The organism is Rhizobium zaerense (genome assembly GCF_051810725.1).
Taxonomy (GTDB): domain Bacteria; phylum Pseudomonadota; class Alphaproteobacteria; order Rhizobiales; family Rhizobiaceae; genus Rhizobium; species Rhizobium leguminosarum_I.
Window position 1 is genome coordinate 282,990 of the sequence record NZ_JBPWQY020000003.1, and the last position, 17,553, is coordinate 300,542.

At 60.8% G+C, this 17,553-nt stretch carries 15 protein-coding genes and 1 pseudogene; 12 read left to right on the top strand and 4 right to left on the bottom strand.

What is annotated here, in order from left to right:
- Positions 1-359: 359 nt before the first annotated feature.
- Entirely contained in the window at positions 360-1,472 is a 1,113-nt protein-coding gene (locus ACS4RR_RS27770) for a site-2 protease family protein (protein ID WP_170277552.1), read from the bottom strand.
- A 283-nt stretch (positions 1,473-1,755) separates the two neighbouring features.
- Here ACS4RR_RS27770 and ACS4RR_RS27775 point away from each other — a divergent pair.
- Positions 1,756-1,933, top strand: a pseudogene (locus ACS4RR_RS27775) (IS630 family transposase); the annotation flags it as partial.
- Here the strand turns inward: ACS4RR_RS27775 and ACS4RR_RS27780 are convergent.
- Both ACS4RR_RS27780 and ACS4RR_RS27785 read right to left on the bottom strand, forming a co-directional pair.
- Entirely contained in the window at positions 1,930-2,715 is a 786-nt protein-coding gene (locus tag ACS4RR_RS27780; RefSeq protein WP_170277473.1) for a slipin family protein, read from the bottom strand. The pseudogene ACS4RR_RS27775 and the gene ACS4RR_RS27780 sit on opposite strands and share 4 nt — an antisense overlap.
- A complete protein-coding gene (locus ACS4RR_RS27785) occupies positions 2,712-4,112 on the bottom strand; it encodes an NfeD family protein (RefSeq protein WP_456190412.1) in 1,401 nt (466 codons plus the stop codon). Before ACS4RR_RS27785 ends, ACS4RR_RS27780 begins: the two co-directional genes overlap by 4 nt.
- Positions 4,113-4,365: 253 nt before the next feature.
- Between ACS4RR_RS27785 and ACS4RR_RS27790 the strand changes: the two genes are divergently transcribed.
- Genes ACS4RR_RS27790 through ACS4RR_RS27820 form a run of 7 tightly spaced genes read left to right on the top strand, consistent with a single transcriptional unit; the run spans position 4,366 to position 11,853 of the window.
- On the top strand, positions 4,366-4,686 hold the full coding sequence (locus ACS4RR_RS27790) for a helix-turn-helix domain-containing protein (protein ID WP_170277471.1): 321 nt from the start codon (positions 4,366-4,368) through the stop codon (positions 4,684-4,686).
- On the top strand, positions 4,683-6,704 hold the full coding sequence (hyfB, locus tag ACS4RR_RS27795) for a hydrogenase 4 subunit B (RefSeq protein WP_222384923.1): 2,022 nt from the start codon (positions 4,683-4,685) through the stop codon (positions 6,702-6,704). The genes ACS4RR_RS27790 and hyfB overlap by 4 nt, the downstream gene beginning before the upstream one ends.
- Positions 6,695-7,651 (top strand): respiratory chain complex I subunit 1 family protein, encoded by a 957-nt coding sequence (locus ACS4RR_RS27800; protein WP_017968801.1) that lies wholly within the window; start codon positions 6,695-6,697, stop codon positions 7,649-7,651. Before hyfB ends, ACS4RR_RS27800 begins: the two co-directional genes overlap by 10 nt.
- Positions 7,651-8,316 carry a hydrogenase-4 component E gene (locus tag ACS4RR_RS27805; protein WP_026154626.1) on the top strand — a complete coding sequence of 222 codons (666 nt, stop codon included), beginning with the start codon at positions 7,651-7,653 and terminating at the stop codon, positions 8,314-8,316. The genes ACS4RR_RS27800 and ACS4RR_RS27805 overlap by 1 nt, the downstream gene beginning before the upstream one ends.
- Positions 8,313-9,776, top strand: a complete 1,464-nt coding sequence (locus tag ACS4RR_RS27810) for a hydrogenase 4 subunit F (RefSeq protein ID WP_222384924.1) — start codon at positions 8,313-8,315, stop codon at positions 9,774-9,776. Before ACS4RR_RS27805 ends, ACS4RR_RS27810 begins: the two co-directional genes overlap by 4 nt.
- A 16-nt stretch (positions 9,777-9,792) precedes the next feature.
- Complete coding sequence (locus ACS4RR_RS27815; RefSeq protein ID WP_222384925.1) at positions 9,793-11,307, top strand: hydrogenase large subunit; 1,515 nt, start codon at positions 9,793-9,795, stop codon at positions 11,305-11,307.
- Between the two features lie 12 nt (positions 11,308-11,319).
- Positions 11,320-11,853 carry an NADH-quinone oxidoreductase subunit B family protein gene (locus ACS4RR_RS27820; protein ID WP_017968805.1) on the top strand — a complete coding sequence of 178 codons (534 nt, stop codon included), beginning with the start codon at positions 11,320-11,322 and terminating at the stop codon, positions 11,851-11,853.
- 283 nt (positions 11,854-12,136) lie between these two features.
- Here ACS4RR_RS27820 and ACS4RR_RS27825 read toward each other — a convergent pair whose 3' ends face one another.
- On the bottom strand, positions 12,137-13,207 hold the full coding sequence (locus ACS4RR_RS27825; RefSeq protein WP_222384926.1) for a LacI family DNA-binding transcriptional regulator: 1,071 nt from the start codon (positions 13,205-13,207) through the stop codon (positions 12,137-12,139).
- A 222-nt stretch (positions 13,208-13,429) separates the two neighbouring features.
- Between ACS4RR_RS27825 and ACS4RR_RS27830 the strand changes: the two genes are divergently transcribed.
- From ACS4RR_RS27830 to ACS4RR_RS27845, 4 genes are all read left to right on the top strand, one after another.
- Positions 13,430-14,380, top strand: coding sequence for a sugar phosphate isomerase/epimerase family protein (locus tag ACS4RR_RS27830; RefSeq protein WP_260112072.1), 951 nt, complete (start codon positions 13,430-13,432; stop codon positions 14,378-14,380).
- Positions 14,381-14,439: 59 nt separating this feature from the next.
- Entirely contained in the window at positions 14,440-15,672 is a 1,233-nt protein-coding gene (locus ACS4RR_RS27835; protein ID WP_260112073.1) for an ABC transporter substrate-binding protein, read from the top strand.
- Positions 15,673-15,774: 102 nt separating this feature from the next.
- Positions 15,775-16,662 carry a carbohydrate ABC transporter permease gene (locus ACS4RR_RS27840; protein ID WP_260112178.1) on the top strand — a complete coding sequence of 296 codons (888 nt, stop codon included), beginning with the start codon at positions 15,775-15,777 and terminating at the stop codon, positions 16,660-16,662.
- Entirely contained in the window at positions 16,662-17,546 is an 885-nt protein-coding gene (locus ACS4RR_RS27845; RefSeq protein ID WP_260112074.1) for a carbohydrate ABC transporter permease, read from the top strand. The genes ACS4RR_RS27840 and ACS4RR_RS27845 overlap by 1 nt, the downstream gene beginning before the upstream one ends.
- Positions 17,547-17,553: the final 7 nt, after the last annotated feature.

Below are 17,553 nucleotides of genomic sequence, written 5' to 3' on the forward strand. Positions count from 1 at the left end.
CCCGGAGAATGGCGATGAATAAAAGCCACACAGCAAACATGTGCCTCTTCTGGCACACGACGCCTCAACCCTCGAATGCATGTTATATAAAACTGCATTATAGCCGTTTCAACCTGGAAGGAGCTGATCCCGGACTGACCGCCAAGCTGATCGACGGCCTGCCCGCGCTGCGGTCTTTCTAACCCGGCATCGCAGGCCGCTAGCGGGCAGGCAGGACCCGCGCCCGACTCAGGCGGACAGGTACTTCTCGTTTTCGTTGGGCGGCAGGTTGACGAAGTTTTTGTCATGTCCCGCCACGATCCGCTGCCTGATTCCTTATCAAAGGCTCTTTGAACAAGGCCGTGAGCCCACGGCTAATCTCACTGGTGTCTGCGCAGGCGGCCAAATCGAAAACCGTCTGATACCGCGGCGCGGACCATCATCATTTCTCCGATCGTCTCATGCGTCATGAGGCCGATGAGATGATCAGCACCGTCTACAACGGCGATGGCTGGCACATTTCCCTGCTGCATCAATCGTAGGCTCTCTTCCAGGCTCTTGCGATGATGGATTTTTGGAATATCGACGCGCATCGCGCTTGCGACCGGCATGTTGGGGCCTTTGTCCTTCAAGCCACGGATCATGTCGTCACGCGTCAGGAGACCTTCAAAATGGCCGGCAGAATCAACCACTGGAAATTCGCGTTGCGTTGTCGCAAGCAGCATCTCGATTGCCTCGTCGATACTCGCCGAACGATCGAGCCTTGCGAATTTGGTGACCATGACATCGCTGATCAGAACGCTGCCGGAGATCTCACGGATCTGCGCATTCTGCGCCTCTGCCGCCGCGGCGAGATAGACGAAAATACCGATAAAGATCAGCAGCGGGTTATAATAGAGACCGATGAAACCAAAGACGAACGCAAGCCCCTGGCCGATCACAGCGGCAATCTGCGTCGCACGCGACCAGGTAAGATGCGAAGCGAGAGCGGCACGCAGCACCCGTCCCCCGTCCATCGGAAAGGCGGGGATCATGTTGAAGAATACCAGAAAGATGTTGACGCCGGCGAGCCTCGTGAAGAAGCCGATCTTCGGGTCGTCGACTTCGATGATCTGCTCCACGCCCACCGATGCGCCGAGCACGAGAACGATCAGCCCGGCAATCGCCAGATTGACCAGCGGACCGGCGATGGCAATCAGCAGTTCCTGATGTGGTTCTTCGGGCATGCGCTCAAGACGGGCGACACCTCCTATTGGCAGCAAGGTAATATCCGGCGTTTTGATCCCGAAGTAGCGTGCAGCGACAATATGGCCGAACTCATGTAATACGACGCAGGCAAAGACGGATAGGATAAAGGCAATGCCCTCCCACGCCGCCGGCGCGCCGCCGACCCGATAATGCGCAAGCCATATCCAGACGAGCAGGAGCGCGAAGGTGATATGAACGCGTATCATCGTGCCGCCGACCGTCCCGATCTTGAAGGACCAACCCATCAGGCACTTCCTTCCGTTCTCACCCGCTGCCGGCAGCCTCGCGCGGCCATTCAAAGCCGCGAATACGCGTCCGCAGCGATGCAAGCGCCGAGATATCGCAATGTATACGAAAGTCGTTGTCAGACATCTGCAGGAAACACGCAGCGGCAGTTGAAGTTCCGCATGAAGGACATATACGACAGTCAGGCATGCCCAGTCTGGCCAGCGCAAACAGCCACATGGAGAGATAATGGAAATACTGGCCATCGCTATCTGGCGCCTCGCACATGCGATAGCCGCGTGGCCCCCCTCTCCGGACCTTAATCCCATCGAGATGGCCTTCTCCAAACTCAAGACGCTGCTGCGAAAGAAAAGGCCAGAACTTACGACGACTTGTGGAAAGCCGTCGGAAGTCTGCGGACCTGTTCACACGGAACGACTGCTGGATCTATTTCAAAGAAGCAGGGTGCGTTGCTTGTTAATCGCCCGATGCTCTAGTTGGTGTGTCCGTCCTGGCGGCCAGGAGATGAGCTAGTTCCATCGGGAAGGGGAATATAATCGTTGAGTTCCCTTCTGCGGCAATGACGTTCAATGCGCTTAAATAGCGCAACTGCATGGCCAGAGGCTGCCGGGCCAGGATTTCGGCCGCTTCCACCAGCTTCGCCGCGGCCTGCTGCTCGCCCTCGGCATTTATGACTTTCGCACGCCGCTCGCGTTCGGCCTCTGCCTGGCGGGCAATCGCACGGATCATGGACTCGTTGATGTCGACATGTTTGATCTCGACGTTGGCGACTTTGATACCCCACGCGTCAGTTTGAGTGTCGAGCATTCTCTGGATATCTTCGTTGAGCCTGTCGCGCTCCGCGAGCATCTCATCGAGATCGTGCTTGCCGAGCACCGAGCGCAACGTCGTCTGGGCAAGCTGGCTCGTGGCTGTCATGAAATCCTCGACCTGAATCGCCGACTTTTCAGGATCGATGACCCTGAAATAAATCACCGCACTGACGCGGACAGAGACGTTGTCATGAGAGATGACGTCCTGGCTGGGTACATCGAGCACGCGTGTCCGCAAATCGACCCGCACCATCTGCTGCACGTAGGGAACGAGCAGTATCAATCCGGGGCCCTTTACGCCGGTGAATCGGCCAAGTGTGAAAACAACGGCACGCTCATACTCGCGCAGGATCTTGACCGCACTCGCGATGATAACCAGCAACAGGATGATCCCGACGACATAGAAGATAAAATCTCCAAACATGGTCATGCGCTTTTCTCCCTGCCTTCCAGCGGCCGTTGATCTCCGAGCGGCTTGCGGGCAACCTCCAGCGTTAGCCCCTCTCGAGCGATGACCGTCACATCCACTCCAACTGTGAGCCGTTCGGCGGAGACCGCCCTCCAGCGCTCTCCATGGGCGACGATGTAGCCAGTGGTGTCCGTCCAATCGGAAACTTTGCCGGAAATGCCGATCATCTGCTCCGCACCCGTCACGACGGCGTGCCGGCGGGCGGTGAACGCAAGCCGAGCGACAATGAAGCTGAACGCAAGGCCTGAAATGCCGACGCCAACCAGGACTGGCCAGCTCACTTCCAAATCCGGCGCATCCGTATCGAAGAGAATTGTTGCGCCAAGAACGAGCGCGACCGCACCGCCGAGGCCGAGGATGCCGAACGTCGGCGTATGCGCTTCCGCACCGAACAGCGCGACAGCAAGAACGACGAGGCCGACTCCTGCGTAACTTACCGGCAGCATGGCCAAAGCATAAAGACCGAGTAAAAGACAGATGCCGCCGACTGTTCCAGGGATCACCGCACCGGGCGTAAGAAACTCGAAGATCAGGCCGTAGATACCAATGATCATCAGGATGAGTGCCACGTTCGGATCGGCAATGACCGAGAGCAGGCGCGTCCTCCAATCGGGCTCGACGTTTTGGACGATGAGACCGGTTGTATCGAGCTGTATGTCCGCCTCTCCCACGCGCACCGTATAACCATTGGCTTGCGCCAACAGATCATCAACTGTGGTTGCGGTGAAATCGATGACTTTTGCACGTTGGGCAGCAATCGATGAAAGGCTTGCGGCGTCGCGCACCGCCCGTTCTGCCCAGTCGGCATTGCGATTGCGAAGCTCAGCCAGCCCTCGAAGATAGGCAGCCGCGTCGTTCACTGCTTTTGCCTCTGGGGCGTTGCGCGGCTGTTGCTGCTTGCGGTCACGGTCGTCGTCACCGTCGAACCCGCTCCCACCGAAGGCAATGGGCGTTGCCGCACCCAAATTGGTGCCTGGCGCCATGGCAGCGATATGGCTGGCATATAAAATGTAAGTGCCAGCGCTGGCCGCACGTGCGCCACTCGGGGCTACGAAACTCGCGACAGGCACGGACGAGGCAAGGATTGCGCGAATGATTTCCCGCATTGACGTATCGAGGCCGCCGGGTGTGTCCATTTGCAGAACGACCAGCGTCACTCCGCGTTCGTTGGCAAGCTCAAGGCTGCGTTTCACATAGTCGGCCGACGCCGGGCTGACGGCGCCATTCAACCGCAATAACAGGGCGACGCGCTCCGAACCCGCTGTCGGTGCGGCGGAAAATAGGGATGCCGAACCCAAAATGAGTGCCAGAGCGAAGATTCGAATTGCTTGTCGGCAAAACCTCCAGGATCGCACCATCGCGCGATAACTATTCATAGTTTCAAGTATACGCCAGAATCACCAAAAGATAAGCGGAAGCGTCTTGGCCACCCGCGGCTATCGCAACGCGCGCATGAGACTTTGGAGGCCCGTCGGTCGCCACCAAAGTCTCACGCGCGTCTCGAGACCTCAGCGTGATCTTCATGTCTTCGCAATATTGATTTGAAACATCAATAAGGAGGGCGTAGACTTCGAATATCAGAGCCTGAGTAATAAAAGCGATGGTTGAATCGTGATTACTGCCGCTCAGCTGCGGGCCGCCAGGGCCCTTCTCGGTATCGACCAGCGGCAGTTGGCCGGACTGGCCGGGATTTCGGTGCCGACCATCCAGCGCATGGAGTCAAGCGCCCATGTGGTTCGCGGCAATGTGGACTCGCTCATGCGGCTGCTCGAAGCCTTGGATACCGCTGGCATCGAGGTAATCAACGAGGGCGCGGTCAGCGAAGGTGGTGGGCGCGGGGTCCGGCTGAAGGCAACCGCCAGCGTCGAGCCCATGCAGCGGAAATCCTCCAAAATACCGGGAACCGTGCGCGCACCGAGGCCCCACCCATGACGCCGGCGGTCGTCATGCTGTTATGTGCGACGGCTTTTTTGGGAACGGCGATCCTGGCGATCCTGGCTGCGCGGTCCGGCCGCACGACACAGGTGATCTATGGCGCAAGCCTTGTTGTTTCGAGTATCGCCTTTGCGACCGCGCTCGTCCAACTTGCTGCGGCGATCTCTCCCACCTCGACGTCAACGCTCACCCTCCCCATTGGCTTGCCGTGGCTGGGAGCCCATTTCCGGCTCGACGCGATTGCCGCCTTCTTCCTTGTGGTCGTCAATCTCGGGGGCGCCCTCGCCAGTCTCTACGGGCTCGGCTACGGCCGTCACGAACGTGCGCCGCAACGGGTACTGCCGTTTTTCCCGGCCTTTCTCGCTGGCATGAACCTCGTAGTTCTGGCGGACGACGCCTTTACCTTCCTGCTCTCCTGGGAATTTATGTCGTTGGCCTCCTGGGCACTGGTGATGGCGTACCATCGCGACGCCGGCAACCGGAAGGCAGGTTACCTCTATATCGTCATGGCGAGCTTCGGTACCTTGGCCCTGCTCCTCGCTTTCGGCCTGCTCGCCGGCCCCGAAGGCAGTTACGATTTCGCCGCTATGCGCGCTGCCGAGCACACGTCATCTACAGCCGGCATTGTGCTCATTCTCCTGTTGCTCGGCGCCGGCTCGAAGGCAGGGCTCGTGCCATTGCATGTCTGGCTACCGCTGGCACACCCGGCCGCGCCGAGCCATGTTTCGGCACTCATGAGCGGTGTCATGACCAAGGTCGCAGTCTACGGCTTCATCCGGGTTGTCTTCGACCTGCTCGGCACACCGACGGCGTGGTCAAGCGTTGTCGTGCTGGTTCTCGGCGGCGGGACCGCGGTGCTGGGCATCCTGCACGCACTGATGGAGAAGGACCTCAAGCGCCTTCTTGCCTACAGCACAATCGAGAATATCGGCGTTATCTTTGTCAGCCTCGGGCTTGCACTCGCCTTTGAGGCGAATGGCATGGGATTGGCGGCGGCATTGGCGCTCACCGCCGCCCTGTTTCACGTTCTCAACCACTCGTTCTTCAAGAGCCTACTCTTCTTCGGCGCCGGCGCCGTGCTGGTGGCGACGGCCGAATCGGATATGGAGAAACTGGGCGGGCTCATCCATCGGATGCCGTTTACCAGTTTTGCGTTTCTCGTCGGCTGTATGGCAATCTCAGCGTTGCCGCCATTTAACGGCTTTGTCTCGGAATGGCTGGCCTTCCAGGCCGTTCTTCAAAGCCCCGAGCTGCCGCAATGGGGGCTGAAGATCATCATCCCGGCTATCGGTGGCTTGCTGGCATTTTCGGCAGCACTCGCAGCTGCCTGTTTCGTCAAGGCATTCGGCGTGACCTTCCTTGGACGTCCAAGAACGCTGGTGGCCGGGCAAGCACGGGAGGTCGACCGCTTGTCGCTTGCCGCCATGTTCGTGCCGGCCGCATTGTGCCTTCTCGCCGGCATTCTGCCTGGGGTCGTCATGGACAGTCTCGCCCCCGTGACGCTCGCCCTGATCGGCACCAGCATGCCGGTACAGATGGGGGTCCCATGGTTGTCGATCGTACCGATCACTGAGACCCGCAGTTCCTATAATGGCCTGCTCGTTTTCCTGTTCACCGCGTTCTCGGCGTCGCTTACGGCCTATCTCGTCCACCGCTTCGCCTCGCGGGCTCTGCGGCGGGCACCCGCCTGGGACTGCGGCTTTCCCGAGGCCGATCCTGCAACGCAATATACTGCCGGCAGCTTCGCCCAGCCCATCAGGCGGGTTTTCGGGACGCTCGCCTTCCGGGCGCGCGAACAGGTTGATATGCCAGCGCCGGGCGATCTGCGGCCGGCGCGTCTTACCGTCGTATCGCGTGATCTGATTTGGGATGGGCTTTACGTGCCTATCGTAGGCGCCGTTGCGTCTATCGCAGAAAAGCTCAATCACCTGCAATTCCTCACCATCAGGCGCTATCTGAGCCTGGTCTTCCTGGCGCTCGTCTTCCTGCTCCTTGTGCTGGCGCTATGGTCGTGATCTCCGCCCTCCTCGTCCAGGCAGTCCAGATGGCAGCGGTCGTGTTGCTGGCACCGCTGCTGACCGGCTTCATCCGCAAGGTCAAGGCGCGATTGCTGCGCAGGCAGGGGCCATCCGTTGTCCAGCCCTACCGCGACATCCTGCGGCTTCTGCGCAAGGAAGTGGTACTGGCAGAGAATGCGTCCTGGCTGTTCCGGGTAGCCCCTTATCTGATTTTCGCTGTCACCTGGGTTGCTGCGGCGATCATTCCGACCTTCGCGACAGGGCTCATGTTCAGCTGGACCGCAGACCTGGTCGCCATCATTTCCCTGCTTGGCAGCGGGCGCTTCTTGCTGGCACTTGCCGGCATGGATGTCGGCACCAGCTTCGGCGGCCTCGGATCGAGCCGCGAGGTTATGATCGCGACGCTTGCCGAGCCGGCGATGCTGCTCATCATCTTTACGCTTGCGCTTGTCGCCGGCTCGAGCCAGCTTTCTACCATCGCCGCCTTCATGACCTCTCCACAGGTGGGGTTACGGGTTTCGCTTGGCATCGCGCTGATCGCTCTGATCATGGTGGCGATTGCCGAAAATGCCCGCATCCCAGTCGACAACCCGGCAACACACCTTGAACTCACCATGGTGCATGAGGCCATGGTGCTAGAATACTCCGGCCGTCATCTCGCGATGATCGAACTGGCCGCCTCTCTCAAGCTGCTGCTCTACATCTCCCTGATCGCCTGCATGTTTGTCCCCTGGAAACTCGCGGTCCCAGGGGCGGGCCCCGCCGCATATCCGGTCGGCCTGCTCGCCTACCTCGCCAAGCTTGCGGTCGGCGGCATGCTGCTTGCCCTGTTCGAAACCGCCACCGCCAAGATGAGGATCTTCCGGGTGCCGGAGTTTCTGGGTGCGGCACTCATGCTTGGCCTGCTCGCCACCCTCCTGCTGTTTGTCTCGAGGAGCCTGTGATGAGCGGTCTTGTTTTCGATATTGCCCACATGCTTGCCGGTGGTCTGGTGCTGGTCAGCATGATGATGCTGTATCAGGATCGCCTTTACGCGCTGCTCAACGTCTTTGCGCTGCATTCGCTTGTGCTGACGCTGTCGGTGGCCTGGCAAGCTTTCGTCCAGGATGCTCCACATCTCTACCTGACGGCGGCGATTGCGCTTGTCTTCAAGGCCGTCATCATCCCCGTGGCGCTCCACCGCATGATCCGGCAACTCGGCATCCACCGTGAGATCGAGACCGTCGTCGGCATCGGCCCGACAATGCTGGCCGGTATCGGACTTGTCGCACTGGCGATGGTGGTCATGCTGCGCGTCACGCCTGAAGCCAATCCTTTGGCGCGCGAAGATCTTGCCTTCGCGTTGTCAGTTCTGCTGCTCGGGCTGCTGGTGATGGTCACGCGCCGCAATGCCGTCAGCCAGGTCGTCGGGTTCATGTCGCTCGAGAACGGACTGGTGCTCGCTGCGACCGGCGCAAAGGGCATGCCGCTGGTCGTCGAGATCAGCGTCGCCTTCTCGATCCTGATCGCCTTCATCGTCATCGGCGTCTTCCTGTTTCGCATCCGCGAACGGTTCGACACCGTCGATGTCCGTGCGCTCGATGATTTCAAGGGAAGAAGGCGGAAATGAACGCTTTCTTCCCCGTTCTGGCCTTCGATGCTGTCACGGCCGTTCTTCTGATACCGGTCGTTGCGGCGGCCATGCTGGCGCTCCTGCCCGGCTATCGGCTGACGGCCCGGCTGAACGTCGTCGCGAGCCTGCTGACCCTGCTTGCTGCTCTTTCGCTGCTCGTGACCACAAGGCCGATACCGGGACTGTATCTCCTCGTCGACGATCTCAATATCGTCTTCATCGTCCTCAACGCCTTCGTCGGTTTCACCACCAGTATCTTCAGCGCCAGCTACATCGCACATGAACTGGAAACCGGCCGGCTAACGCCCGCGAACCTTCGCTTCTATCACGCCATGTATCAGACCATGATGTTCGGCATGAACCTCGCCTTCGTGTCGAACAATATCGGTCTGATGTGGGTCGCCGTCGAGCTTGCGACGCTGACGACCGTGCTGATGGTTGGCATCTACCGCACGCACGAAGCGCTTGAGGCCGCATGGAAATATTTCATTCTGGGAAGCGTCGGCATCGCCTTTGCGCTGTTCGGCACCATTCTCGTCTATATGGCGGCACAGCCAGTCGTCGGCGAAGGCTATGACGCCATGGTCTGGACCTTCCTGATCGAGCACGCTGCCGCCTTCGACCCTGCTCTCCTCAATGTCGCCTTCGTGTTTCTGCTGCTCGGCTATGGCACCAAGGTCGGTCTTGCGCCGCTGCATGCCTGGCTGCCCGACGCGCACGCCGAGGGGCCGACGCCGATCTCGGCGGTGCTCTCCGGCCTCCTTCTGAATGTCGCGCTCTATGCCGTTCTGCGCTTCAAGATACTGCTTGCCGCCAGTCCCGAGGCGATCGCCCCCGGGCCGTTGATGATGACGATGGGGCTCATATCGCTCGTCTTCGCCGCGTTCATGCTCTATCGCCGCCGCGACATCAAACGCCTGTTCGCCTATTCCTCCATTGAGCATATGGGCATCATCGTCTTTGCCTTCGGCTTGGGCGGGCCGATCGCCAATTTCGCCGGGCTGCTGCACATGGTCATGCACTCGCTCACCAAATCGGCGATCTTCTTTGCCGTCGGCCACATCGCACAGATCAAGGGAACGCAAAGGCTTTCCGGCATTCGCGGCCTCACCGAAACGCATCCGGGACTCGGCTGGGGGCTGGTGATCGGCGTCGTTGCCATTGCCGGCCTGCCGCCGCTGGGAATTTTCATGAGCGAGTTCCTCGTCGTGAGCTCCACCTTTGCCCGTCAGCCCCTGCTCGCCCTTCCGCTCGTCTTCGGCCTTCTGATCGCCTTCGGTGCTTTGTTGCTGCGGCTCACCGGCGTTGCCTTCGGACAGCCGCGCGGCAGCACCGCGCCGGCCGAGGCTTCCTACATACCGATGTATTCCCATCTGGCGCTGGTGCTGGGCGCAGGCATTTACCTGCCGCCGCCGCTGGTCGCCTGGTTCCAGCATATAGCCAACCTTCTTCGATGATAGGGAGAGCCGTTCGATGCCAGCGCTGACCGATCTCATTCTGGAAGGCCATCCGGTTCAACACCATCGCCCCTGGCAACGCGCGACCGTCGATCCAAAGGTCTGGGCATCGGCAACGGCGGCACTCGCGCAAGGGCGCTGGACCTTGCTTGGGCTTTGGGGCGAAACCGCCGCAGTCCACATGGCGCTGCTGGAAGAGCCAACGGGCATGATCGGCGTCATCACTCTGGAAGGACTGGAAGGCGGCTATCCCTCTGTCGCGCAATACCATCCGCCGGCCCTCCGGCTAGAGCGCGCCATCCACGATTTGGTTGGGTTGGTCCCGCAGGGTTTGCCCGATCCGCGCCCATGGCTCGATCACGGCCGCTGGGGCCTGCAGTTTCCACTGGGCGACCGACTTCCCCCTCCACCCGAAACCGCTCCTTATGCGTTCCTCCGCGCAGAGGGTGACAGCCTGCACCAGATCCCGGTCGGGCCGGTGCATGCCGGCATCATCGAGCCGGGGCATTTCCGCTTCACGGCCAACGGCGAGACGATCGTCCGTCTCGAAGAGCGCCTCGGATATGTCCATAAGGGAATCGAGGCGCTCATGACGGGCGCAAGCCTCGACCGGGCGGTGCAACTTGCTGGACGAACGTCAGGAGACAGCACGGTCGCCTATGCCTACGCGTTTTCGCGGGCGGTCGAGGCCGCCGTGCAGCTTGAGGTGCCACCGCGCGCCATCTGGCTGCGCGCGCTGATGGCCGAGGTCGAACGGCTGGCCAATCATCTCGGCGACATTGGCGCCATCTGCAACGACGCGGCCTTTCCACTCATGCACACGCATTGCGGTGTGCTGCGCGAGCGCTTGCTGCGCGCGGCCGACATCGCGTTTGGCCATCGCCTGATGCGGGACCGCATCACGCCCGGCGGCGTTACCGCCGATCTGGAGCACAAGGGAGCGGCTGCTCTGCGGGCTGTGGCCACCGAGATCGGGCAGACCTTCCCGGCACTGGTCGAACTCTACGACAATACCGCCTCGCTTCAGGACCGAACGGTTGGCACCGGTATCCTCAGTCCGGAACTTGCCCACCAGTACGGTGCCGGCGGCTATATCGGGCGGGCCTCCGGGCGCGGATTCGACGCCCGGCGCGCGCTTGGCTACCCGCCCTATAACAGCCTCCTCTTTGAGGTCCCGGTCCTGGGCGAGGGCGATGTCAATGCCCGGGTCTGGATCCGCATTCGCGAGGTGGAACAGTGCCTGTCGCTGATCGCGCAGATCCTGGATCAACTGCCGGCTGGTCCGGTATGCATCGATATTCCGGACATTGCTGAAACACACGAAGGTCTGGCCCTTGTGGAAGGTTTTCGCGGCGATGTGCTGGTCTGGCTCCGCCTCGCCGAAAACGGCAGGATCGACCGATGCCATCTGCGCGACCCGTCCTGGTTCCAATGGCCGCTTTTGGAAGCTGCGATCGAGGACAATATCGTCGCCGATTTTCCACTCTGCAACAAATCGTTCAACTGTTCCTATTCCGGTCATGATCTCTGAAGGCAGGCACTCATGCGCAGACTCCTCTTCGAAAGCCTGATCCGCGCGCCCCTGACCGAACGCGCTCCTTCCCGCTCGGACGCTGCTATGGAAGAGCTTGCGTCCGCCATCGACAAGGCTGCTCGCCGGCATCTCGGCCGCAGCCTGTCGATCCGCGCCGTCGACGCCGGCTCCTGCAATGGCTGCGAACTGGAGATGCACGCTCTTAGCAATGCTTTCTACGACATCGAGCGCTTCGGGATTCGCTTCGTCGCCTCGCCGCGACATGCCGATGTGCTGCTGGTCACCGGGCCGGTAACCGGGAGCATGCGCGAGGCCTTGGAGCGGACATATAACGCCACGCCTGATCCAAAATGGGTTGTCGCTTTGGGTAGCTGCGCGCGCGACGGCGGCTGCTTTGCCGATAGCTATGCCGTTGTAGGCGGGGTTTCGGCAGTCATACCGGTAGATCTCCATCTTCCAGGCTGCCCGCCATCACCGACAGACATCCTCAAAGGTTTGCTCGCGCTGCTCGAACATGTGACTATGGGAACCCGCGCTTCGTGATGGCAATCTCCATTGGTTCGACTTTTCCAAGCTGGGCTTATCGCAATAGGGGCTCGGTTCGTCGCCGCGACAATAACGGTGCTTGTGGCTGTTCGATACCGGATCAATCCACCAACTTCACGACGTCGGTCGCGCAAGAGCAGGCTCAATACCTCCGAAGAAGATCTGACTACGCGCTGGGGCGTAGACGCCGAACCGACAGTTATATCCTCCAGATTTGGCCATCTGACATCGGCGCCTTCGACTACTGGGACTCCCCTCGCATTCGCCGCGGCCGGCTCCGTCAGCTCTTCGGAGCGGCGATGCTCTCCCTCGGGATAAGGCTGCTGCGGATGACGGTGCGCACCGCCGCCTCATTCTGCGTCTGGCCAATGGCGCCGAGCAGGAGATCCACCGCCGCGCGTCCCATCTCTTCCACCGGCTGCTTGATCGTCGAGAGCGGCGGAGAGCAGAATTCGCAGACCGGGGAGCCATCGAAGGAGACGACGGACAGATCACCGGGAATTCTCACGCCTCTCCGCTGGACACGGCTGACAAATGAAATGGCCATATCGTCGCTAGTCGCGATGACTGCCGTCGGCTTTTCGGTCAATTTGGCGAAATCGTCCGCCGCCTGGACGCCGATGTCGAAGCCGTGCTGATAATCGAGATGACCGCCCGAGCGACGCACCGAGCCCTCGGACAATCCAGCCGCCTTGAGCGCCTCGAGCACACCGCTATAACGCTCGACATCGTGATAATTGCCTTCAGGCCCTGCAAGATAGAAGAACCGTCTATGACCCAATCGGATCAGTTCGGCGGTGACGTCGCGCACAGCCTCGCGGTCGTTCGTGATGACGCTCTGCAGGCCTGCATCGCTCATGTCGAGCAGCATCGACACGATCGGCAGACCGGAATTTGCCAGCGAGCGCCCGTCGACCTCCGGAAGCTTCGATGACAGGATGATGGCCCCCCGCACGCTGCCGCCAAAGGCGAGGTCGAGAATATGCCGTTCGGAAATTTCGTCGCGATCGAGGTTGGCGATCATCAGGTTGTAGCCGCCCTGGATCAGCGACTTGTTGATGCTCTGCAGCACCTGCGGAATGATCTGGGAGGCGCCGTAGTAGAGCGATCCCGGCAGGATGATCATGATGATATTGGATTTGCCGACCCTGAGGCCGCGCGCCATAGCGTTCGGCGTGTAGCCCAGTTGCCTGGCTGCGGCATTGATCTTGGCGCGCGTCTTCTCGTTGACCCGTCCGGGATTGGCGAGCGCTCGGCTGACTGTCGATATCGCAACGCCGGCGAGCCGCGCGACATCGGCCATCAATGCACCCGATGGCTCCTCTCCCACCACATCCTTGTTTTTATTCATGTTTATTTCGGTCTCCCGGATGCTTCGGTTTGCAACTCTAAGGCAGGCGACGATTTATAGCAAACGTTTGCCAAAAACCGCTTGCTTAAACAACCGGCTTGGCTATTATCTAGACATGGCAAACGATTGCCATTCCTTAATGCGATGAAAATCCATGGCTTATTGGATGCGGAACGGCTCTTCCGCACGCGGGTAGGTCATGCCTCGATAAATGGACAGGTTATGGCTACTGACAGGCTGCGCTTCGGCGTCGATCTCGTGACATTCTTCCATCCCGGCTTCTGGGGCGTCGACAGCCATGATGCGATCGTCGGCTATGCCCGCGCCGAACCGCGTGCCTTCTGGGACAAGGTTCTCGACAGCGTCCAGGCCTCCGGCGTTACCGGTGTCGAGCTGACCTTCTCTCCCTTCAACTGGCAGGACGCGATCAAGACCTACGGTTCCGTCGACGCCTTCGCAGCCGAGCTGGCACGACGCGGCCTGACGCTATGCAGCGGCTTCTTCGCGGAACTGGAGGCGGCGGGCGACTTCGCTGAGCCCGAGGCGCAGCGCGCGCTGATCGACAAGGCGGAACGATATGCCGATTTCCTGAAAGCCTGCGGCAGCGACATCATGGTGATCGGCGCCCCCTTGCGCCAGACGCTCGGCGCCCAGCCAGTGCAATTCCACGATTTCGACCGCGCCAAGGTGATAGCCGATTTCCTGAACCGGCTCGGCGCAACCCTCCATGCCAAGGGCGTACGGCTGGCGCTGCACACCGAGGCGCACTCGATCTTTGCCGCCGCACGCGATGTCGATCTGATGATGCTGCTCACCGATCCGGCCTATGTGCACATGTGCCCGGACACGGCCCACATCATCGTTGCCGGCTCCGATCCCATCCAGCTCGTCGATCGTCATCACGAGCGCATGATCATCGCCCATTGGAAGGATGCGATCGGCCCCATGCCCTCGGACACGCCGATCGACAAACACATCCATGAACGCCACCAGCCCTATTTCTGCAGCTTCGGCCTCGGACGGGTCGATTGGCCGGCCTGGATCCGGCTGCTGCGCGACCGGGCCTATGAAGGCTGGGCCATCCTCGAACTCGATGCCGCGCCCGATCCCGTCCGCGACATCGCCAACGGGCTCACGCTCGTCCGGCAGGCGCTCCTGCCGATCTATCGCTGACAGTCATCGCAAAGACAACAAAACGCCCCGCAAAGAGGGCATTTTCAAGAGGTGGAACGATGAAGAATATGATGAAGCTTTTTCTTGCCGGCGCCGCATTCGCCGGCCTCTTCGCCTCGGCCTATGCCGAGGACAAGCCGACGATCGAGATCATGTCGTCCTGGACGTCGGGAGGCGAAGCGGCTGCCCTCAACGTCATCAAAACCGAGTTCGAAAAGCGTGGCGGCGTCTGGAAGGATTCCTCGATCGCCGGCTTCGGCGCGGCCGATGCCGCCTTCCAGAACCGTATCGTCGCCGGTGACGCGCCCGGCGCCAAGCAGGGCGTCATCGGTCTCGCTGCCGCAGATTTCATCAACCAGGGACTGTTCAATCCAATTGACGACGTGGCCGCCGCCGGCAAGTGGGCCGACGCCCTGCCGAAATCGATCCACGATCTGATCTCCTATGACGGTAAGGTCTACCTTGCGCCGACCGGCGCCCATGGTGAAAGTTGGATCTTCTATTCGAAGGAAGCTTTCGAGAAGGCCGGCATTTCGCAAGAGCCGAAGACCTGGGACGAGCTCTTTGCCGATTTCGACAAGATGAAGGCTGCCGGCATCGTTCCGGTTGCCTGGGGCGGCCAGCCCTGGCAGCAAACCAAGGTTTTCAACATGATCCTGCTCTCGCAGGTGGGGATCGACGGCTTCCTGAAGATCTATGTCGATAAGGACAACAGCCCGGCATCCGTCGAAGGCGTGAAGAAGACCCTTGAGATCCTCGGCAAGCTGCGTGGCTATGTCGATGCGGGTGCAGCCGGCCGCAACTGGAACGACGCAACCGCCATGCTGATCACCGCCAAGGCTGGCGTGCAGTTCATGGGCGACTGGGCCAAGGGCGAATTCACCGTTGCCGGCAAGGAGCCGGGCAAAGACTATGGCTGCATGATCGTGCCAGAGTCGAAGGGCATGGTCTACATCGCCGACGCCCTCTGGTTCCCGAAGACCGGCAAGGCCGAGACCGACAAGGCACAGAAACTTCTCGCCGAAGTCGTCATGGACCCGGCTATCCAGGTCGAATTCGCGCTCAAGAAGGGTTCGGTTCCGATGCGCTCCGACGTCGACAAGTCGAAACTGGACGTCTGCGCCCAGAAGGGTGTCGAGCTGATGGCCGCGGGTGCGATCGTGCCGGATCAGGCGATCGTGCTGACGCCCCAGCAGGTTGGCGCGCTCGACGACTACGTCGACGAATACTGGAGTGGCGGCTCGAAAGATACGGCCTCCGCAGCCGAGAATTTCTTCGCCATCTTCGAGTAGGATAGCGCCTGTGGCGTCGGCCTGATGTCGACGCCACAGCTGCCGGCCGCCGCCTCGCGCGGCGGTGCGAGCCCTGCTTTCCACCCGTCAACGAGCTGGCCGATGTCCATCAAACGCAAGCCCAATCTTTCCGCGACCATCGCCCTTTTGCCGACATGGTCCGTCGCGGTCGTGGTCTTCATCGGCACCATGGGCTGGTCGATCCGCCTGTCCTTCACCAATTCGACGCTTTTTCCGTCCTCGACCTATGTCGGCTTGGCGCAGTATTCGAAGCTCTTCTCTTCCGCCAAGTGGCTGGCATCGCTGCAAAACGTGTTGATCTTCGGCGTCCTATACGTCGCAGGCTGTTTGCTGCTCGGCTTCCTGTTGGCCGCGGCGCTGGACCGCAAGATCCGCTTCGAAAGCGCCTTCAGGACCATATTCCTCTATCCCTACGCCATGTCCTTCGTGGTGACCGGGCTGATCTGGCAATGGATGCTCAATCCGACGCTCGGCATCCAGGCAAGCGTGCGCTCGCTCGGCTGGGAAAGCTTCGTCCTCGACTGGGTGGTCAATCGCGACATGGCAATCTATGCGCTGGTGCTTGCCGGCGTGTGGCAGGGCGCGGGGCTCGTCATGGTCATTGCGCTCGCCGGCATGCGTGGCATCGAAGGCGAGCAATGGAAGGCGGCGCGGATCGACGGCATTCCCGTCTGGCGTATCTATATCTCGATTATCCTGCCCCAGCTCGGGCCGGCGCTGGCCGCGGCCGGCATGCTGCTCGCCATGGGCGTGATCAAGACCTACGACATCGTCGTCGCCATGACCAATGGCGGCCCCGGCAATGCGACGGAGGTGCCGGCGAAATTCATCATGGACAATCTGTTCGGGCGCCAGAACCTTGGCCTCGCCACGGCTGGCGCGACGGTGCTTGTCCTCGGCGTGATCATCGCAGTCGTCCCGTTCCGCTATGCAATGCACATGCGTGGCAAAGCAAAGGGGGCCGCGTGATGACCCGTTCTCATCCGAATGGCCCGAAGCCGGCACAGATCACCGCCGGGCGCATCGGCCTCTATGCCTTCCTTGTCGTCGCAGCACTTTTCTTCCTTCTGCCGCTCTACACCATGGTCGTCACCTCGCTGAAGTCCATGGACGAAATCCGGCTCGGGCAGATCTTTGCCCTGCCAGCCACGCTCGATTTCTCCGCCTGGGCTACCGCCTGGTCGGGCGCCTGCATGGGAACGGTATGCGTCGGCATTCGCAGCGGCTTCTGGAATTCGGTGGCGATCACCCTTCCCTCGGTGGCGCTCTCGGTCTTCATCGGCGCCGTCAACGGCTATGCGCTGTCGCTTTGGCGGCCGCGCGGGGCAAACCTGCTTTTTGGCCTGCTGATGGCCGGTGGCCTCATCCCCTACCAGATTTTCCTCTATCCGATGGTCCGAGCGATGGCGAATATCGACCTCTATAATTCGCTCGCCGGTATCATTCTCGTGCATATCATCTTCGGCCTGCCGCTGGTGACGCTGCTCTTCCGCAACTATTTCGTCAGTGTGCCGGAGGAACTGTGCAAAGCGGCGCGCGTCGACGGCGCGGGCTTCTGGCGCATCTTTTTCGAGATCATGCTGCCGATTGCCGTGCCGATGGTCGTCGTGGTCTCCATGCTGCAGTTCACCGGCATCTGGAACGACTTCCTGCTCGGTCTCGTCTTTGCCGGGCGCGACAACCTGCCGATGACCGTGCAGCTCAACAATATCGTCAACACCACCATGGGCGAGCGGACCTACAACGTGAACATGGCGGCGACGATCCTCACCGCCATCGTTCCGCTTGCCATCTATTTCCTGTCCGGCCGCTGGTTCGTGCGCGGCATCGCGGCCGGCGCAGTCAAGGGGTAACGCTTCC